18 protein-coding genes are annotated in these 20,568 nt (G+C 33.3%); 9 read left to right on the top strand and 9 right to left on the bottom strand.

From position 1 onward, the window contains the following. The first annotated feature begins 60 nt into the window (after window positions 1–60). The 3 genes from BXU01_RS11805 (at window position 61) to BXU01_RS11795 (ending at window position 3,908) form a co-directional block, all read left to right on the top strand. Entirely contained in the window at window positions 61–1,908 is a 1,848-nt protein-coding gene (locus tag BXU01_RS11805; RefSeq protein ID WP_083693397.1) for a hydrolase/aminopeptidase, read from the top strand. A 487-nt stretch (window positions 1,909–2,395) separates the two neighbouring features. Further along, the gene (locus BXU01_RS11800) at window positions 2,396–2,947 is read left to right on the top strand and encodes a carboxymuconolactone decarboxylase family protein (RefSeq protein WP_083693396.1); all 552 of its coding nucleotides are present in this window, start codon (window positions 2,396–2,398) and stop codon (window positions 2,945–2,947) included. 82 nt (window positions 2,948–3,029) lie between these two features. Further along, on the top strand, window positions 3,030–3,908 hold the full coding sequence (locus BXU01_RS11795) for a helix-turn-helix domain-containing protein (protein WP_083693395.1): 879 nt from the start codon (window positions 3,030–3,032) through the stop codon (window positions 3,906–3,908). On the opposite strand, the gene BXU01_RS11790 is transcribed toward BXU01_RS11795, so the two are convergent. Then, window positions 3,905–5,149 (bottom strand): glycosyltransferase, encoded by a 1,245-nt coding sequence (locus BXU01_RS11790; RefSeq protein ID WP_083693394.1) that lies wholly within the window; start codon window positions 5,147–5,149, stop codon window positions 3,905–3,907. The two genes, BXU01_RS11795 and BXU01_RS11790, sit on opposite strands and share 4 nt — an antisense overlap. Window positions 5,150–5,264: 115 nt before the next feature. On the opposite strand from BXU01_RS11790, the gene BXU01_RS11785 reads away from it, so the two are divergent. Then, window positions 5,265–5,846, top strand: a complete 582-nt coding sequence (locus BXU01_RS11785) for a tRNA-(ms[2]io[6]A)-hydroxylase (protein WP_035685975.1) — start codon at window positions 5,265–5,267, stop codon at window positions 5,844–5,846. A gap of 50 nt (window positions 5,847–5,896) precedes the next feature. After that, on the top strand, window positions 5,897–8,659 hold the full coding sequence (locus tag BXU01_RS11780; protein ID WP_083693393.1) for an AsmA-like C-terminal region-containing protein: 2,763 nt from the start codon (window positions 5,897–5,899) through the stop codon (window positions 8,657–8,659). Window positions 8,660–8,757: 98 nt separating this feature from the next. Here the strand turns inward: BXU01_RS11780 and BXU01_RS11775 are convergent, their stop codons facing one another. The 4 genes from BXU01_RS11775 to rplU all read right to left on the bottom strand — a co-directional run bounded on the left by BXU01_RS11775 (window position 8,758) and on the right by rplU (window position 11,604). After that, complete coding sequence (locus BXU01_RS11775) at window positions 8,758–10,041, bottom strand: hypothetical protein (protein ID WP_255373752.1); 1,284 nt, start codon at window positions 10,039–10,041, stop codon at window positions 8,758–8,760. Between the two features lie 69 nt (window positions 10,042–10,110). Then, window positions 10,111–10,698, bottom strand: a complete 588-nt coding sequence (locus tag BXU01_RS23500; protein WP_123774029.1) for a hypothetical protein — start codon at window positions 10,696–10,698, stop codon at window positions 10,111–10,113. Between the two features lie 180 nt (window positions 10,699–10,878). Beyond that, on the bottom strand, window positions 10,879–11,139 hold the full coding sequence (gene rpmA, locus BXU01_RS11765; RefSeq protein ID WP_035685981.1) for a 50S ribosomal protein L27: 261 nt from the start codon (window positions 11,137–11,139) through the stop codon (window positions 10,879–10,881). A gap of 24 nt (window positions 11,140–11,163) precedes the next feature. Continuing rightward, window positions 11,164–11,604, bottom strand: a complete 441-nt coding sequence (gene rplU / locus BXU01_RS11760; protein WP_083693392.1) for a 50S ribosomal protein L21 — start codon at window positions 11,602–11,604, stop codon at window positions 11,164–11,166. Between the two features lie 274 nt (window positions 11,605–11,878). Here rplU and BXU01_RS11755 point away from each other — a divergent pair, with 274 nt between their 5' ends. Continuing rightward, the gene (locus BXU01_RS11755; RefSeq protein ID WP_083693391.1) at window positions 11,879–13,201 is read left to right on the top strand and encodes a pitrilysin family protein; all 1,323 of its coding nucleotides are present in this window, start codon (window positions 11,879–11,881) and stop codon (window positions 13,199–13,201) included. 12 nt (window positions 13,202–13,213) lie between these two features. After that, a complete protein-coding gene (locus BXU01_RS11750) occupies window positions 13,214–15,262 on the top strand; it encodes a pitrilysin family protein (protein WP_255373751.1) in 2,049 nt (682 codons plus the stop codon). Between the two features lie 353 nt (window positions 15,263–15,615). On the opposite strand, the gene BXU01_RS11745 is transcribed toward BXU01_RS11750, so the two are convergent. Beyond that, window positions 15,616–15,849, bottom strand: a complete 234-nt coding sequence (locus BXU01_RS11745) for a hypothetical protein (protein WP_083693679.1) — start codon at window positions 15,847–15,849, stop codon at window positions 15,616–15,618. Window positions 15,850–16,283: 434 nt separating this feature from the next. Then, window positions 16,284–17,150, bottom strand: coding sequence for a DMT family transporter (locus BXU01_RS11740; protein WP_083693389.1), 867 nt, complete (start codon window positions 17,148–17,150; stop codon window positions 16,284–16,286). Between the two features lie 103 nt (window positions 17,151–17,253). Between BXU01_RS11740 and BXU01_RS11735 the strand changes: the two genes are divergently transcribed. Further along, the gene (locus BXU01_RS11735; protein ID WP_083693388.1) at window positions 17,254–17,631 is read left to right on the top strand and encodes a heavy-metal-associated domain-containing protein; all 378 of its coding nucleotides are present in this window, start codon (window positions 17,254–17,256) and stop codon (window positions 17,629–17,631) included. Window positions 17,632–17,932: 301 nt separating this feature from the next. Further along, window positions 17,933–18,622 (top strand): hypothetical protein, encoded by a 690-nt coding sequence (locus BXU01_RS11730; protein ID WP_083693387.1) that lies wholly within the window; start codon window positions 17,933–17,935, stop codon window positions 18,620–18,622. A 66-nt stretch (window positions 18,623–18,688) separates the two neighbouring features. Here BXU01_RS11730 and gldD read toward each other — a convergent pair whose 3' ends face one another. Together gldD and BXU01_RS11720 are read right to left on the bottom strand one after the other, a co-directional pair. Then, complete coding sequence (gldD, locus tag BXU01_RS11725) at window positions 18,689–19,249, bottom strand: gliding motility lipoprotein GldD (protein WP_083693386.1); 561 nt, start codon at window positions 19,247–19,249, stop codon at window positions 18,689–18,691. After that, a complete protein-coding gene (locus BXU01_RS11720; protein WP_083693385.1) occupies window positions 19,250–20,545 on the bottom strand; it encodes a gliding motility-associated protein GldE in 1,296 nt (431 codons plus the stop codon). It abuts the gene before it with no gap. Window positions 20,546–20,568 lie beyond the last annotated feature (23 nt).

Here is a 20,568-nt window from a genome sequence, read left to right as displayed (position 1 = left end):
TGTTTATTCAAAACGGGATTTTTTGTTTAATTTTCCTCCACTAATTCAATTCTTCATAAAATGAAAAAACTAATCCTTGCCACTTTATTCCTGACAGTAATAGCCTGCCAGAAAAAGGAACAAACCGAAAAAACCGCTGCTGTTACAGACGAACACAGTTATGCTAAACCAGAACTTGCTGTTGTAAAACATTTGGATCTGGATATAAAAGTTGACTTTGACACGCAGACTATTTCAGGAAAAGCTTCCTGGCTAATTGACAACGCAAGCAAAGGAAACGAAATTATCTTTGACGAAAACACGCTTAACATTACAAAAGTAACTTTAGGCGATGATGAAAAAGAGACTAAATTCGAGCTTGGAAAAGATGTCGAGTTTCACGGAAAACCTCTTCATATTACCATCGAACCTAATACGACTAAAGTAAATATTTACTATAGCACGACCAAAGATGCTGTTGCATTACAATGGTTAACTCCTGAACAAACGGCTGACAAAAAGAAACCTTTTGTTTTCTCGCAAGGCGAAAGCGTTTGGTCACGTACCTGGATTCCGTGTCAGGATTCTCCGGGAATTCGTTTTACTTATAATGCAAAAGTTACAGTTCCTAAAGATTTACTAGCTGTAATGAGCGCTGTAAATCCGCAGAAAAAGAATGATACCGGAGTTTATACTTTCAAACAAGACAAAGCGATTCCTTCTTATTTAATGGCAATTGCAGTTGGAGATATCGAATTTCAATCTATTGATAACAGAACCGGAGTTTATGCAGAACCATCGATGCTAAAAAAATCGGCTTGGGAATTTTCTGAACTTGGAAAAATGGTTGTTGCTGCCGAAAAACTTTACGGACCTTACCGTTGGGGACGTTACGATGTTTTGGTTTTACCTCCTAGTTTTCCTTATGGCGGAATGGAAAATCCTAACTTAACTTTTCTTACTCCGGGAGTAATTGCCGGCGATCGTTCATTGACTAGTTTATTAGCACACGAATTAGGACACAGCTGGAGCGGAAATTTAGTTACCAATGCAACCTGGGACGATATCTGGCTAAACGAAGGTTTTACAACTTATGTAGAACACCGCATTGGCGAAGCCATTTTTGGAGAGAAAGAATTTGAAATGCAAAACGTTATTACGCGTAAAGAATTAGTTGATAATGTAGCAGAATATGGAGACACAAGTCCGGATACAAGATTAAAAGTGAGTCTGACGGGAAGAAATCCTGACGACGGAATTAGCATGATTCCTTATGTAAAAGGATATGCGTTTTTAAGAGTAATCGAAAACGCTGTTGGACGCGAAAAGTTTGACGTTTTTATTAAAAATTATTTCGATGCACACGCTTTTAAATCTATCACAACAGAAGATTTCCTTAAATATTACAACGAAAACCTTATAAAAGGAGACAAAGCTCTTGCGGATAAAATAAAAGCAGAAGACTGGATCTACAAACCTGGAATTCCATCAAATATTACTCCAGTAAGTTCTGCTGATTTTGATGCAATTGATAAAATTCAAAAAAGCTGGAGAGAAACGGGCGTTGCAGGTTTAAGCAAAAAAATCACTACAACAGCCGAAAAACAGCATTTTATAGACCATCTTCCGGCTGATATTACAGCAAAAGAAATGGAAGCGATCGATAAAGAATTCAACTTTACAAAAGGTGGTAATTTCATCATCAAACGTCAATGGTTTGTTCAGGCAATCAGCCACCAATACAAAGCCGCCAATCCTGCAATCGAACAATTTTTAATTGGAAGCAGCAGAACCGGATCTGTAATGATGCTTTATAAAGAAATGGCAAAAACTCCGGAAGGAAAAGCTTGGGCAAACAAAATTTTTGATAAAGCAAAATCAGGCTATCATGCTACAACTGTTCAGGCAGTTGAAGGCGTTTTGAAATAGTTTTCAGTCGCAGTTTACAGTCTCAGTCGCGGTCTCAGTTTTCAGCTACAATCTGAACGGAAGACTTAGACTGAAAACTGCAAACTAAAAAGAATCCCCGATTATTAAGATAGTCGGGGATTTTTTTATTCTTATTTGTCATTGCGAGGAACGAAGCAACCACACTAACAATAAGCACAATTATCAATAACGACGAAAGTACCCGATGTGATTGCTTCGTTCCTCGCAATGACAAGATAAACGAAAAACATTCTTATGAAAACAATTGCCCTAACCCCGATAGAAGTAAAAATCCTTTTGTCCGCCGCGGCAGACAAAATATTGTACCGGTCCCGAGGCTTCGGGAGCGGGATTAGCTCCTAAAAAACACGTCAGGGAAAATTGTCCATTATATAGCGTAAATCCTCCATGTTCTAAAATCTGTAATCGTCGCACCTTTGTAATGTCAAAAGACAACAACTAATAAATAACATAAAAATTAAATACAATGACACGATTAACAGCATTAAACCCAGAAGAAGTAACAGGAAAAACTAAAGATTTATTCAACGCTGTACAAGCTAAACTAGGCGTTGTGCCTAACATGATGAGAACAATGGGAAATTCTCCTGCAGTTCTTGAAGGATATTTAAACTTAAGCGGCGCATTAAACCACGGAAAATTAAGCGCAAAAACAGGCGAACTATTAGCCTTAACAGTTTCAGAAAGCAATTCATGTGATTATTGTGTAGCTGCTCATACTTTTATTGGAGAAAAATTATTAAAAGCAGATGCACAGGTTTTACATGACGCAAGAACAGGAAATTCTGCTGATGCAAAAACTAACGCCATTCTTAAATTTGCTAAAACATTAGTTAGCAAAAACGGCTTAGTAAATGACGAAGATGTACAGGCAATAAAAAATGCAGGAGCATCAGAAGCTGAAATTGCAGAAACCGTAGCGCACGTAGCATTGAATGTTTTAACAAATTATTTCAATAATACCGCTAATACTCAAATAGATTTCCCGGCAGTTCCAAGTTTAGAATTACAAAACTAATTCAGCAAAAAACAATTTATAGAGATAGTCGTGAATTCTTTTTCATGACTATCTTTATATTTTCAAAAAAGTAGTTTTTATTATGAGCAATCAAAACGTATACACTTTAATAAATCCGCAAAATGGTAATTTAGCATTCAAATTACTTCCTTTTGATGATAACAGCCACTTCGATCATTTACAACGCAACAATTATTTCTCCCTAATATGGGTAACCAAAGGAAAAGGGAAAGTAAAAGCTGATTTTGCCGAACATCATTTTGAAGAAAACTCACTCCTCGCCTTTTCTCCTTACCAGCCATTTATGCTTTGTGTAAATGAACCAATTGAAGGCATCGCGATTCATTTTCATCCTGATTTTTATTGTATTCATTATCACCAAAAAGAAGTTTCATGCAATGGTGTTTTATTTAATAATGTATATCAGCCACCATTTACAATAATTACAGAAGAAGCTGCATCGACTTTTAAAATGGTTTTGGACCAGATGAAAACTGAAATCCAGAATACCGGATTAGCACAATATGACTTATTGATTTCTTATTTAAAGATATTTCTGATTACAGCTTCAAGATTAAAGAATCAACAACTGGAAGAAATGAAATCTGCTCCGGATTCTAAAGAACCTTTTATTCTTCAAAACCTGAAAGATGCAATTGAGCTTAATTTCAAGATTAAACATTCTGCGGGTCATTATGCTGAAATGCTCAATATTTCGGCGAAAGCCTTAGCGAAATTATCTAAAAATTATTTCAACAAAACCCTTACTGATTTAATTGCTGAAAGAATTATAATCGAAGCTAAAAGAGAATTATATATGACCAATAAAACGGTAAAAGAAATTGCCTACGAACTAGGCTATGATGACGAGCATTATTTTAGCCGATTCTTTAAAACCAATGCCGATGTTTCGCCACAATTGTATCGAGAAACAGTAGGTTTTGGAAAAATGGAAGTTTAATTCTTATTCTTGGCCTCAATCCATTTTGACATGTATTTTGTGCTTTTCAAAGTGTGATGCTGCAACAGACTTCCCATGAAATTATGCAAACGATGACTTTCTAAATTATCTAGTAATCCATGAACAACCTCCATTAATTGCACGGAATATTTACTGATTTTATAGCATTCATTTATGATTGTTATTCCATTTTTTTGAGATTCTCGCCAAAGATTTTCATCTTGATATAACGCAATCGCATGATTTGCAAACTCCTGAAAATCATCCGTAATAAAACCATTCCACGGCAGATTACTATGCATAGCTTCAGAACCAATTGTTGTTGTTACACTTGGCGTTCCGCATTGCATGGCTTCTAACAATTTACCCTTTAAACCTGCGCCAAAACGAATTGGAGCCAAAACAATTCTGGCTTTTTTTACAATTTCATTAGCATCAGCAGCCCTTCCCATAATAAAAAAACCGTTTTTTGGCTGATGCAATTGCAGTACTTTTTGCGAAGGATACGCCCCATAAACTTCTAAAACAGCTTCAGCAAATTGTTTTTTGATTAAAGGCCAAATCGTTTCTTTTAGATACTGAACTGTATTCCAATTAGGTTCATGAAGAAAATTCCCGATGAAAACAAAATTCTTTCGTTCCTGAAATGATGGCAATTTCACCAAATCTTCTTCAGATATTTCATCCACCAGAAAAGGCAAATAATGCAATAAATCCGGATCGATTTTAAAAACATCTTTTAGAACTTCCATCTCAAATTCAGAAATAATAAAAGACAAATCGCATCTTAAAATACTAGCGATTTCTCGTTTTGCGACTTCTTCAGACAATAAATTATTCAATTCAAATGTTCTGTTTTCTTTGAATGCTTTTTGCCTAGCAGTTCTCAAACAATGCAAATCTTCGGTATCTAATAAACGAATTGCTTTTGGACAATTTTCAGAAACCCGCCAGCCAAATTGTTCTTCGATCATAAAGCGATCAAATAAAACTACGTCAGGATTAAGTTCGATTATAAAATCATCAAAACTAGAATTATTAAGTTCAATTGATATTTTCTTTACGCCAAATTCAGATAAATCGACCATAAAATCGCTATCTAAAGCTGGGCTTGCAAACGTAATTTCAAATTCATTTGCTGCAAAAACAGAAATCAATTGCATCATTCTTCCGCCCGCCGCAGACGAATTTGGCTCAGGCCAAACAAACCCAATAATCAACAGTTTTTTTATCTGACTCATTTTACTTGTTTCAAGTTACAAAATAATGCTTTTTTGGTCGCATTTGCACACTATTTACTGACTTTCGGCGATAAAAAAGACTAATTTTGCAGTTAACTTTTTTTTCAATATAGTTATGTTAGGATTAAAATTAGCCACAGACCCGCGCTGGGTAAATATAGTAGAGTCGAATATCGAAGAAATTTTAACGGATCATGCCTGGTGTGAGCAAAAAGCAGCTTCAAACGCCATTAGCCTGGTTACTTACAACTCTGAATTAGAGGAGTTAGTAACTGAAATGCTTGTAATTGCCAGAGAAGAATTAGAGCATTTACAAATGGTTCACGATATTATTAAAAAAAGAGGTTTGACTTTGGGGCGCGAAAGAAAAGATCATTATGTAAATGAGCTTTTTAAATTCATGAAAAAAGACGGAAGCAGAAAAGATGCACTTTGTGATCGTTTATTATTTTCGGCTATGATCGAAGCAAGAAGCTGTGAACGTTTTAAGGTACTTTCAGAAAATATCAAAGACGAGGAATTAGCTAAATTTTATCGTGATTTAATGATTTCTGAAGCAGGTCATTATACTACATTTTTAGGATTTGCAAGAAAATATACAGACAATATAGATATCGATAAACGATGGAAAGAATGGATTGAATATGAAGGATCTATTATCACTAATTACGGCAAAAGCGAAACTGTTCACGGATAATACACTTTTTAACACAATACAAATCTTTCCTGTAAACACCTCAATTTGTTATGTCTACAAATAAAACGAAGTCCATTTTATTAAAAACGGCAAAATATCTCGCAATAACTTTTGTCGTTATTATAGGATTGTTGTTTTTGACCCCTATTATATTTGCTGATAAAATCAAGGAGCAAATTAAAAAAACGGCTAACGAAAAATTAAGCGCAGAATTAAATTATTCTGATGTTTCGGTCTCCTTTTTTCATCACTTTCCTTCCTTGACTTTAACTTTAAATGATTTAAGCCTTAACGGATCAGCTCCTTATAAAAATGAAAAATTTATTACCGCAAAAGAAGTCTCTTTTGGAATAAACGTAGCAAGTTTAGTTTTTAGCAAAGAAGTAAAAATTGACCAGATCTATTTGTCTGATTCTTTTATTAATGTAAAAGTAAACGAAAAAGGAGAAGCTAATTATAATGTTTACAAATCATCAAAACCATCAGATCCTAAAGATAGTACTGATGCCGACGCATCGCTAAAACTGGAAAAAATTGAAATCATAAACAGTAAAATTATTTACGACGATTTATCTACTAAAGTACATTTTGATGCTTTTGGTTTTAACTACTTAGGAAAAGGAGATCTAAACCAGGCTGTTTTTGATTTATACTCAAAAGCCAAAATCGAAAAATTAAACATTGTTTACGAAGGCGAACCGTATTTAATGAATAAAAAGATTGATGCTGACTTAATTACTAAAGTAAACGTTAACTCATTGTCTTTCTTTTTTGAACAAAACAACCTTAAGATCAATCAGCTTTTAGTCGATTTTAAAGGAAAATTTGATTTCCTGAAAGACGGTTACAATATGGATTTTATAATAAAATCTGACGATAGTAATTTATACGATCTTTTTACCGCTTTACCTCCAAAATACATTACCTGGCTTTCTAAAACAGAAATAACAGGTAAAACCAATCTGCTTTTTACCTTAAAAGGAAACTATATTGCCTCACAGAATATTGCTCCTGATTTGAATTTGGATGTAAAAATAGACAATGGCTTTGTAAATTATAACAAAAGTGCTTTTCCGGTTTCTAATTTAAATTTAGAAGTTAAAACTACAGTTCCTTCTTTAAATCCGGACCTTTTAACTGTGGATGCAAAAAATTTATCTTTAAATATAAATAAGGATTATTTAAAATCTAATTTTTCTGTAAAAGGTGTAAATACGCCTGAAATAAATGCTGCTTTTAAAGCTAAAATTGATCTTGAGAAACTAACAAAAGCACTTGGAATTCCAGACATCGTTTTAAAAGGAAGTTTGGCCGGAGATGTAAAAGCAAACGGAAAATTTGATCAGAAAAACAAACTGTTTCCTGTTACAAAAGGAATTATCGATTTGCAAAATGGTTATTTAAAAACCAAATATTACCCAAATCCGATTACTAATATTACAATAAAATCAAAAATTGAGAATCAAAAAGGAACATTTGAGGATTTGAAAGTAAGTCTAAAACCAACTCAGTTTACTTTTGAAGGAAAACCTGTTTTTGTAGAAGCTGATTTAAGTAATTTTAATGATCTGACTTATGACATTAAAGCAAAAGGTGAACTTGACATCCATAAAATCTACAAAGTTTTTTCTCAAAAAGGGCTTGATTTAGATGGTTTTATAAAAGCTGACCTGGTTTTGAAAGGCAAACAAAGCGATGCTGAAAAAGGAAATTACAGCAAACTTTATAATAAGGGAACTCTTGAACTAAGAAATATAGGAATCGCATCAGAATATCTTCCTAAAAAATTCATTATTAAAGAAGGGATTTTTAAAATCAATCAGGATAAAATGTCGTTTAATAATTTTCTGGCCGCTTATGGCGAATCAGACTTTAAGCTAAATGGATATCTACAGAACGTTTTTAATTACGTAACGACAAATACTGGTGTTTTAAGAGGCTCTTTTAAAGTTACATCACGATATATTAATGTAGATGAATTTATGTCAAGTACGCCGGCAAATACATCTGTAACACAAACAAAAACTCAAAGCCCTGCTCCTGCTCAAACCGAAGCAAAACAAACCGGAGTTATCATAATTCCGACAAATTTGAATTTGAATTTTACAGCTAATGCTCAAAAAGTAAATTTTGACAAATTGAATCTTCAAAATGCGACAGGAAATTTAAACATGAACAAAGGAAAATTGAGCATGCAGAATACCGGTTTTAATTTAATTGGCTGTAATGTTGGCATGAACGCCAACTATCAGGCGATAACTACACAAAAAGCGAATTTTGATTTTAGTCTTAAAGCATCTGATTTTGATATTAAAAAAGCATATAATGAAATTGAAGTTTTCAGAAAAATGGCCAGTGCAGCTGAAAAAGCACAAGGGATAGTATCTGTCGATTATCAATTAAAAGGCCGTTTAAACGGGAATATGGATCCGGTTTATCCATCGCTTACCGGCGGAGGAATCCTTTCTGTAAAAGATGTAAAAGTGCGAGGATTGAAAATGTTTAACGCAGTAAGCAAACAAACAAATTCTGAATCGATGAAAAATCCTGATGTCTCTAAAGTTGACATTAAAACTACTATCAAAAATAACATCATGACGGTAGAACGCTTTAAATTTAAGTTTGCAGGCTTTCGTCCAAGAATTGAAGGCACAACAAGTTTAGACGGAAAACTGAACTTAAAAATGCGTTTAGGCTTACCTCCTCTTGGTATATTCGGAATTCCGCTAACTGTTACCGGAACACAGAATAGCCCTAAAGTAAAATTGGGACGCAAAACAGAAGATTTAGAAGAAACAAAAGACACCGAATAAATAAAAAAACCTGCTCACTACGAACAGGTTTTTTTATGAAATTTACAATTGAATCTCTATTATTTCTTCCTTCGGTCGAAATGACAAGACATGTAGAATTAAACATACAACATTCCGGAAACATACAAAATACCTTTTGCCAATAACCACAATAATAACGCCATTCCCAAAAATCCCCAAGCCAATGTTCTGCTTCTTTTCCAGCTTATAAAAAAGGTTGGAATTTCCCAATATTTGATAATAATGTAGACGCTTGTCCCTATTAAGGATGCCCAAATCATTTCGGCAGAATGAATATAAAAGCTATAAAACAAAGTGAACAGAAGAAAAAGAACGGTAATTAATTGCAAATAATAATAATTCTTGTAATTGTATTTAAAATTATGTTTCAGCGATAAAAGTAAAAATGAGATAATCAGCAAACTTGTCAAGGCTACTATCACATAAGAAAAAATCGGATTTTGCTGTGCTATCAAAAAGCCATCGATAAGTAAAGCCACAATAACACACGCAGCAAGCGAATCAATACTTCTTTCTATATAACTGTCTTCAAAAGGAACAAGTATTGGAGAAATATATTTCTCTAATGTACGCCAAAATGGCAAAGCACAAATAACAGCCATACCAGAAACAACGATCTCATAATTATACAAAGTATCATCCGGATTTTTATATAATACGTACAAAAGTGCCAGTGTAACGATTATTGCAGGCAAACAAATTGTTTTTATTGTTTCCCAATTATTCCGACTCCAGAAATTATTTTTTATTTCAAAAATATATTTCTTTACTAAATATTTGCGGGTAAAAATAGCCGTTGACTGACTCCATAATAAAAATAAACCCGTATGAATTACTACCGTTCGCAAGGTCATTTCTTCAATATAACAACCAAAAACAACACACGCAATACCTATCAGCAACAATTCATAAGTTAGCAATATTGCCGAAAATAAAAGTCTGAATATTGGCGCAAATTGCCTGATAAGAATATCGATAAGCAAACCCCAATAATTGCGCAATAATCCTATTATAGAACATATTGCAATAAACGCCGCCAGATATAACATCCAATTCGTAAGTGATTGCGTCTGCATCCATAATTGAACCGCAGAATCTTTTACAGGAGTGTATGAAATGTGTGAATTGGCATAAATTTCGTTTGCCAATTGATTTCTTACTGTATCATTAATTGCAGAAAACTGATTCTTGTGTTGCTGCCAATATTCATTAGCATTAGAAGCGTTTTTTTGAAGAACTGCAAATTCGTATAAAATCTTTTTTTGATTCTCGTTTAATGATACAATTTGTTCAGCAGGATTAATTTCTTTTGCAAACAGACTTGCACTGAAAAGAAAGATAAAAAAAACTATTTTTTTCAAAATTTGGAGATTTGTTCAACCAAAAATACAAATAATAAGTCCAATATATAATCTGATATTTATTTCATTTTATTTATCAGTCTTCTGTCTTCTCGAAACTATAACAAATAAAAACCGGGATACAACATACAAAAATATTGGTCGAATACACAGATACAAGAATACACCAATTAATACCAATATAAATCCTATTGCAGTTGGCAACACCGCCCCAAATGTAAAAGTCATCCCCAAAACAAAGCCAAGAATACACTCTGCTCTGTAAACAGGAAAAAATAAGCCGGACATCAGAATTATTAAAAGTATGTAAGCTGGAAAATTTTCATATTCTAAAGTAAAAAATACCGAAAGAAGTATCCCCATGAATAAAGCGCCGATAAATCCATAAATTATATTTGTTTGAAAATCTGATACTTTCGATTCATTGCCAATATCTGTTACAGCTCTCTTTTTTATCCGGTAAAACAAAACCCATGAAAGCAAAGGAAGTAATATCGCTCCCCACCAATTCGAAATTTCAGGTAAATTTTTATCATTCAGAATATGATGACTTGGCACTCCTCCATTATAATAATTCCAGATTAATAATAGCCAAACAGAGATTGCTATTATACTTGTACAATACAGGCGGATTTTTAAAAATCTTTTTTCGTTCATAAATCCTGAGTTAAATAGTTAATTTCATAATGCCCTTATTTTTTCAACTTAATGTTAATTCCTTTAGAACATATGTTGCATTATTATAGAAATTGTTACACTATTTTATAAATCAGTATTGATTAAAAACAAAAAACCCGTTCGCAATGCGAACGGGTTTTGTAATAAGTAATCTAATGATTATGCTTCGAATGGAAGGATAGATACATAAGATTTGTTATCTCTTTTCTTTTGGAACTTAACAACTCCAGCTACTCTTGCGTGTAGTGTGTGATCTTTACTAATGTAAACATTTTCACCTGGATTATGTTTTGAACCTCTTTGTCTAACGATGATGTTCCCAGCAATAGCAGCTTGACCTCCAAAAATCTTAACGCCTAAACGTTTTGATTCTGATTCTCTACCATTCTTCGAACTACCGACACCTTTCTTGTGAGCCATGACGTATGAGTTTAAATATTGTTATTATTCTTTAGTAGCTTCTTTTTTTGCTTTTGGAGCTGCTGCTTTTTTTACTTTTGGAGCTTCTACTTCTTCAGTAGCTGCTTCATCTGCTACAACCGCTTTTTTAGCTGCTGCTTTTTTAGTTCCTCCAGCTGCAGTAATACCTTCAATTACAATTTGAGTAAGATATTGTCTGTGACCATTTCTCTTTTTGTATCCTTTTCTTCTTTTCTTTTTGAAAACGATAACTTTATCTCCTTTTAAGTGTTGTAACACTTTAGCTTCTACTGAAGCACCTTCTATAGCTGGGGCGCCTAAAGTTACGTTACCATTATCATCTAATAAAAGAACTTTGTCAAAAGAAACTTTTGAACCTTCTTCGTTAGTCAAACGGTTAACATAAACCTTTAAGTCTTTGCTTACTTTAAATTGTTGCCCTGCTATCTCTACGATTGCATACATACCAAATTGATTTATTGATTTTTAAGGTTGCAAATATACAATTAATAATTTACTGTGCAATTTCTTATTCTAAAAATATTTATTTCGTTTTAAAGTCTGTTTTTCAAGGGATTTCAGCTGTCAAAAAAGAAGTTTTAAACAGGAATGATTGTTAAAGTATCACCAAAATGAGACTTAACACTTATTTGATAATTAAAAAAAGTTAATTTTGATGTAACGATAATCAACTCTTGGCTACCTACATACTATAGGTAAATAAAAATTATTAATCTTTATGAAAAATTCAATAATGATGTTAAGTGCAGCAATAATGCTCGGCGGAGTGGCTCATGCTCAAAAGGTAGCTTTTGAAGAATACAATTTAGATAACGGCATGCATGTTATTTTGCACAACGATCCATCGGCTCCCGTTGTAATTACGTCAGTAATGTATCACGTAGGATCAAAAGACGAGCGCCCTGACCGAACGGGTTTTGCGCATTTCTTTGAGCATTTATTATTTGAAGGAACACAAAATATAAAACGTGGCGAATGGATGAAAATCGTCACCGCAAACGGCGGAGTAAATAACGCCAACACGTCTGACGACAGAACGTATTACTACGAAGTATTCCCTTCAAACAGCCTGGAACTTGGCTTATGGATGGAGTCTGAAAGATTGATGCACCCTATCATTAACAAAATTGGAGTTGAAACTCAAAACGAAGTCGTAAAAGAAGAAAAAAGAATGCGTTACGACAATCAGCCTTACGGAAATATTCTTCCTGAGGTTAAGAAAAACATGTTCAAAAATCATCCGTATCGCTGGACAACTATAGGATCTATGAAAGATCTTGATGCAGCTACTTTGGAAGAGTTTCAGGCATTTAATAAAAAATTCTATACACCAAACAATGCTGTTTTGGTCGTAGCAGGAGATTTTGATAAAACAAAAACCAAAGAATGGATTCAGAAATATTTCGCTCCAATTCCGAGAGGAGAAGAAGTAAAAAAACAAACTTTTGTCGAAGAACCAATCAACCAGACTATAAAAGCAACTTATGAAGATCCGAATATTCAGATCCCGATGATTGTTGCTTCATACAGAACACCGTCGATGAAAACCAGAGACGCCAGAGTTTTAGACTTGATCTCTTCTTATTTAAGTGACGGAAAAAGTTCAAAATTGTACAAAAAAATAGTCGATGATAAAAAGATGGCACTTCAAATTGGAGCCGTTGGTTTTAGTCAGGAAGATTATGGAACCTATATATTATACGGCCTGCCAATGGCTCCATATACTACAGCCGACATCTTGAAAGAAATGGATGAAGAAATTGTAAAAATTCAAACTGATCTGATTTCTGAAAAAGATTACGAAAAATTACAAAATAAATTCGATAATAATTTTGTGAATGCCAATGCCAGCGTAGAAGGAATTGCTGAAAATCTCGCTTCTTATTACCTTCTCTACGGAGACGTTAATTTAATTAATACAGAAATTGATCTTTATCACTCTATTACAAGAGAAGAAATTAGAGAAGTGGCTAAAAAGTACCTAAACCCTAACCAGCGTTTAATTTTAGACTACATTCCTTCAACTAAAGTTCAAAACTAAGCTTATTGAATCATGAAAAAAATACATACATTTTTAATCCTTTTATTCCTGACTGGAATTATGCAAGCACAAGATCGTCTACAACCAAAACCAGGCCCTTCACCAGTAGTCAACATCAAAAAACCTCAAACTTTTGTTTTGGCAAACGGCATGAAAGTTTTGGTAGTTGAAAATCATAAATTACCAAGAGTAAGCTTTAATCTAACACTCGACAATGCTCCTTTTACAGAAGGAAACAAAAAAGGTGTCGACGAATTAACCAGCAGCTTAATTGGCAACGGAACTAAAAAAACAACCAAAGAAGCTTTTAACGAAGAAATTGATTTTTACGGAGCAAGTATTAATTTTTCATCATCCGGCGCATATGCAAGTTCACTTTCTAAATATTCAGGACGTGTTTTAGAACTGTTGGCAGAAGGTGCTTTACAACCTAATTTTACTCAAATTGAATTTGATAAGGAAAAAGCAAAATTAATTGAAGGCCTTAAAGCCGATGAAAAAAGTGTTCCTGCAATTGCAAACAGAGTTGTTGATGTTTTAGCTTTTGGAAAAAATCATCCGTCAGGAGAATATCTTTCAGAAGAAACGGTAAAAAATGTAACTCTTGCAGATGTTCAGACAAATTACGCTACTTATTTTGTTCCTGAAAATGCTTATTTAGTAATAATTGGTGATGTTAAATTCAAAGAAACAAAAGCTGCTGTTGAAAAACTTTTTGGCGGATGGAAAAAACAAAACACACCAAAAAACACTTACCCAAATCCGGAGAATGTTTCTCAACTTCAGATTGATTTTGTGGATGTTTCAAATGCGGTTCAATCTGAAATTTCACTGGTTAATACCGTGAACTTAAAAATGAGCGATCCTGATTTTTTTCCTGCAGTAATTGCAAATCAAATTTTAGGAGGAGATTTTAACAGTTACCTAAATATGAACCTTCGTGAAGAACATGCCTGGACATATGGCGCAAATTCAAGCATTGGGGCCGGAAAGTATGTAACTAAATTTAAAGCTTCATCTGCCGTTAGAAACACGGTTACTGACAGCGCAGTTGTTCAGTTTATAAAAGAAATTAAAAGAATCAGAACCGAGCGAGTTCCTCAGGAAGTTTTGAGAAATGTAAAAGCAGGATATATTGGCCGATTTGTAATGCAGGTCGAAAAACCGCAAACAGTTGCCAGATATGCTTTGAATATTGAAACAGAAAAATTACCGGCAGACTTTTACGAAAAATACATTCAGACTATAAATGATGTTACTGCCGATGATATTTACCGCGTTGCAAACAAGTATTTTCTTCTCGACAATATACGAATTGTTATTGCCGGAAAAGGTTCTGATGTAATTACGGGTTTAGAAAAACTTCAAATTCCGATTTTCTATTTTGACAAATACGGAAATCCAGTTGAAAAACCTGTTACTAAAAAAGAAGCTCCAACCGGAATTACTGCTAAAACTGTTTTCGAAAATTACCTTAAAGCAATTGGAGGAGAAAAAGCAGTTTCTGCCGCAAAAACACTGGCAATGACCGGAACTACAACTGTACCGCAAGCTCCTGGACCTTTGACATTTACTTCTAAATTAGATTCTAAAGGCAAAATGATGGTTTCGCTCGCCATGGGAACCATGAATTTAATGAAACAGGTTGTAAACGAAAAAGGAGCTTATATCGAACAACAAGGTCAACGCAAGAATCTTGAAGGCGCAGATCTTGCCGATATGAAAGCCAGCGCTGCTCCTTTTGAAGAATTACAATTACAAAAAAGAACAGACTTAAAAGTTGACGGAATCGAACCTGTAAACGGCAGCGATGCTTATGTAATAAAAGATGGTAAAACAACGTATTACTACGATGTAAAATCAGGCTTGAAAACTGCAAAAGGCAAAGTTCGTGAACAAGACGGAAAATCGTCTTCTCAAATAACCAACTTTAACGATTACAGAGAAGTAAAAGGAATTAAAGTTCCTTTTAATCTGGTGCAAAATGTAGGTTTTGAATTGGATATTAAAATGACCGACATTAAGATCAACGAAGGAGTTTCTGAGAAAGATTTTTTATAGAAGAAATTCAAAGGTTCAAAGGCTCAGAGTTGCAAAGGTTCTGGGAGGTTATCCCGAAGCTTTGTCAAAGTTTAAAACTTTGACAAAGCTTTTTTTTATGTACTACTTCTACTCATTCCTTGTCAGGCTGAGCAAAGTCGAAGCCCTTTTTCACGTTATTATCATAAACACAATCTTGTCATTTCGACCGAAGGGAGAAATCGCACAAGAAACTCCATTCCTAAAATTATCAATCTTTGTCGCATTACTAGTGTGATTTCTCCCTTCGGTCGAAATGACAAACATACTTAAAACTTTACAAAATTTCCCAAAAGCAAGAAAGGCTGTCGATTATGACAGCCTTTCTTGTTTAATCATTCAACATCCAGATAAGGATTTAGAATTTCTGCTAATTCATTCAACCAATAAAAACCGTTTTCAAGATTTGTTTTATCGGTTTCGAGTGTTTCACAATCCCGCATTAGGCTTAAAGCAAGCAAATGATTTACTTGTCTAATTGTTTTTGCCATAAATTGTGGATCAATTGAATTGTTGAAAAAATCAGCTAATCGCAATTCTGTTTCTTTTGAAAGGGTGTTTGTACTCATAATTTGACGGTTAGGGAGTAAAAAACCCGCATAGCTAAGGTGTCCTACGCCGTCAAAGCGCGTTACGGTTGTTTCCAATACCGCCACCATACCACACGGGTAAAATTTCTTTAAGTTCATATTATTTGACGTTTTAGGACCGTGAAGATACTCAAAAACTTTCAAATAAGTAAGAATTTTCATATTTAAAATAAAACCCGCGTAACTTAGCTCCTACGCCTTTAAGAGCGTTACGGTTGTTTCCAATACCGCCACCATACTATACGGGTAATTTTTTATTCAATTAGTATATCATTTCGACGCAGGAGAAATCACAAATAAAGCTCCGTTACTAAAATCGCCAATCTTTGTCGAATTACAAGGGTGATTTCTCCTGCGTCGAAATGACAAAACCACACATAAAAAACCTCTCAAAGGTATTCAATTCAAAGCTCTTATTTCTTAGCTGATAAATAAACTCCAATCAAAATAATAAAAGCGCCAAAAAACTGGATTGGCGTTAGCATTTCGTTATCTAATAATCCCCAAAAAAATGCTACTATTGGTATTAAATAGGTTACTGATGTTGCAAAAACAGGCGATGACATTTGTATTAATTTAAAGAATACAACATTAGCGATTCCGGTTCCTAAAACACCCAGAATCATTACGAAAAAGATAGAATGTTGTGTAACATCAAGACTTATTCTTTGAGAAATATCTGTGGTGCTTAAAATAATCAAAGCAGGTATAAGCAAAACGGTAAAGTTTCCGGTTGTAATACTTACAGAATTTAAGTCAGACAAATACTTCTTGATTAAATTAACATTGATCGCATAACATAAGGTTGCAATTACAACAAGAACTACATAATAATAGTTTTGTCCAGGATGAGCAGATGCTCCGCTTAAAACCAATAACATACAACCAACCAAACCCACAAAAACGCCTAAAACCTGTCGTTTTTGAAACTGGATTCCAAAAGCAATTATTCCTAACACTAATGTATTTAATGGCGTAAGCGAATTTAAAATAGCAACGATTGAACTATCAACTTCGGTTTCTGCAATAGCAAAAAGATAAGCTGGGGTAAAAGTCCCAAAAAGTGATGTTATGGCAACAAATTTCCATTGGCGGCGCGAAATTTTCTTTAGACTATTAAACCCAAAAATTAATAAAAAGAGCGCTGCAAAAATAATTCGGAACGAGCCAACCTGAATTGCAGTTAAACCAACTAAACCTCTTTTTATTAAAATAAAAGAACTTCCCCAAATAAGCGAAAGAACAAATAAATACGCCCACTTTAATTGCTTTGCATCCATAAATACCATTTTGATACAAATTTGTAATAAATTTATGAACTGACCTCTTCATTTTTATTAATTTTGCAAAAGAACATCACTATCAAATTAAAAATCATATACAATGAAATTTACAAAGATCATAGCCACTTTCGCCATAGCAGGTTTAGTATTGGTAAGCTGCAAAAAAGAAGAAGATAAAAATCTGGCAAACATAAAATCAGAAAACACAGCTGTAAAAGAACACAAAGCAATTGCTGCCGAAAATGTACAAACTGCAAGTTTCGAGATCGAAGGAATGACTTGTGCAATGGGATGTGCAAAAACTATCGAAAAAGAATTATCTAATCTTGACGGAGTAGAAAAAGCAACAGTTGATTTCGACAAAAAAACAGCTACTGTTGTGTTTGACAAAACAGTTCAAAACCAAGATAACCTGACAAAAGTTGTTCAGGCAACGGGAGATGGAAAAACATATAAGGTTTCGAATTTTAAATCGTAATTACGGAATATAATATATAGAAAAAGGGCGCTCAATTTGAATTTGGGTGTTTTTTTTTGCTGCTAGCGCGAATATCTCGCTCGTAAAAACAGCGTTATATACGAGAAAGTGACTCGAAACAGTAGATTAAATAAAAAAAGTATAAATACCTGTTATTCAATATAGTAAAAATCTTTTATTTGCAAATAAATTAATTTTAAGAGAACTGATTGAAAAAAAAATATTTACTCATTCTAGTTAAATCATAAATATTACACTTTTTTGTATATTCTTCTTAGATTATATTTTAAATTTTAAACTAATGAATAAAAGAAATATGTTTACTTTAATTTTAGGAGTTTTGGGAGGTATACTTGTAATTTGTAGTGCATTTTTACAATATTATGAAAAGAAAGAAGCTGACTTAGAAACAAATGAGGCTAAAAAATCTGAAGAACAATTTAGAGCAAAAGCTGAGCAATTACAGAATAGACTGAATAATAAAATCTTTGGTGTGACTTATCCTAAAATTTTGGTTTCACATTCCGAAAAAGACAATTTTTTTGATATCTGTTTAGTTAACGAAAGCGGATATGATATTTCAAATGTAAAATTACTCGTCCGTAATATTGATAAAATTAATAATTGCAAAAAAATAATTAAAGGTGATCAATTATTAATTGACAAAAAATGTTTTACTGAAAATACTTTTGTTTCTAGTGATTTTTTAATTCAACCTGGAGTAACTCAACAGACAGGGTATTACATAGTAAATAAGGACGGGATATATCATTTGCAATTAGAAGTTTTTAATTCTTATCAACCTGTAGTTTATTTGTTAATATTAAAAATAGAAGCAAATAAAATTATTAAATCATATAGGTTATATGAAATTAAAGACGGGAAATTAAAATTTGTTTCAGAGAAAAATGACAAAGACCCTTATTCTGACGAATATTGGAATGAACATTTCAAACCAGATTTAAAAAAAGGACTAATTGCTATTCCATAATCTCCGCTGGAGCTAGCATCCCACTTGTGAAACTAAAATTTAAATCAAAAAAAATCAATTGTTTTTTTATTTCCACTTTAAAGTTTCCATCAGTCTCTGCATATCATTTTTGATATAACTTGCCGCCGGCATAATAGAATCAAAGTTGGGTTTTGCATAAAAATAAACTGATCCGGTTATAAAATGCTTTGTACTGTCTGTCACGTAAAACTGTGAGTTTGTAGCTGCATTTCCGTCAACTTGATAAAACATACCGTAAACCTTTTTTTGCGGGTTTAAATACGGTTGTTCCAGTATATCATCTGCTTTAATAACGTGCTCGTAAGTTAGTTTTTGAGCATCTTTTAGCAATTTCTCAATATTACCGTTTACCGGTTTGTAAGTCAGGTAAATCGTTGCTTTCATTTTTGGATATGTAATCGCAAATCCGCAGTCTTTTTCACCTTTAATTACTGCTGCTTCATTCATTTCAAAAGCAAACGGGCAATTGTTTTCAAAACTAACATATTTTGCTTCGGGATAATCTAAACGCAAATAACCTGAAGGTTTAGGCACTACATCATCTTTACAACTTAAAACAGTCAATGCCAGTAAAATTGTTGCTATTGAAATTGTTTTTTTTAACATTTAATCTATTGTTACTTTTATTTGTTTCACACGCTTTTTATCAACTGTTTCTATCGTAAAGACACAATTATCAAAAGCTACTTTTTGATCTTTTTTAGGAAAATTACCCAGAATTTCTAAAATAAACCCAGCTAATGTTTCGGCTTCTCCTTTATGTGATTCGAAAATATCTTCATTGACATCAACAATTCGATAAAAATCTTTCATGTTGATTTTCCCTTCAAATAAAAAATTCTTCTCATCTATTTGAGAAAAGTTTAAATTTTCATCATCAAATTCATCACTAATATCCCCTACTATTTCTTCGATAACATCTTCAAGAGAAACTAATCCGGAAGTTCCTCCATATTCATCAACCACAATTGCCAAATGACTTTTAAGGCTTTGAAAATCCTTTAGTAAGTTATCCAGTTTTTTATTCTCAGGAACAAAAAATGCTTCTCTTATCAAAGATGACCAGTCAAACTCTTCTTTATCAATATGAGGCAATAAATCCTTAACGAATAAAACGCCTTCAATCTGATCGATATTATCCCTGTAAACCGGAATTCTCGAAAATCCTTTTTCAATTATTTTAGGACAAATAACAGAAAACGGTTCTTCAATTTCTAAAGCAAAAATATCAATCCTTGGACTCATAACTTGCTTCGTATCTGTGTTTCCAAAAGAAACAATTCCTTCCAGTATTTTTTGTTCTTCGCTCGACGTTCCTTCAGAATCTGTAAGTTCTAAGGCTTGAGAAAGCTGGTTTATCGAAAAACTATTCTTTTGTTTCCCCAATTTGTTGTGCAAATATAGCGTAACACTACGCATAGGCAAACTTATTGGCGATAGTAATGTATCTAAAAATGCGATTGGATATGCAACGCGTTTTGCGAATTTTATATTGTTGCGGCTGGCATAAACTTTTGGTAAAACTTCTCCAAACAACAAAATAAGAAAAGTGACCAGAACAATTTCAAGAATAAACTTAAAAACCGGTGAATTTACGTCTGCAAAAATATTTTGTCCTATAAAGGAGAACAATATAACGACTCCAATATTAAAAAAATTATTGGCGACCAGTAATGTTGCGAGAAGTTTTTTGGGTTTATCTAAAAGATTTGAAATAATTTTTCCTTTCGGATTATTTTCCTGCAATGTTTCGTCAATGTCTTTTTGAGATAAAGAAAAAAGCGCAACTTCGGCACCTGAAACAATTGCCGAAAGAAACAGCAAAATAAATATTCCAACAAAACCAATTATTAAATTGGCATCTAATGTGGTATTAAAAAATAAACTGGGCTCCGGGTCCAAATTAAAAAAGATTAGTTAAACAA

This window comes from [Flexibacter] sp. ATCC 35103 (assembly GCF_001975985.1).
Lineage (GTDB): Bacteria > Bacteroidota > Bacteroidia > Flavobacteriales > Flavobacteriaceae > Flavobacterium.
The sequence above is the reverse complement of the archived record's forward strand: the minus strand, read 5'-3'. Positions and strand labels throughout refer to the sequence as shown.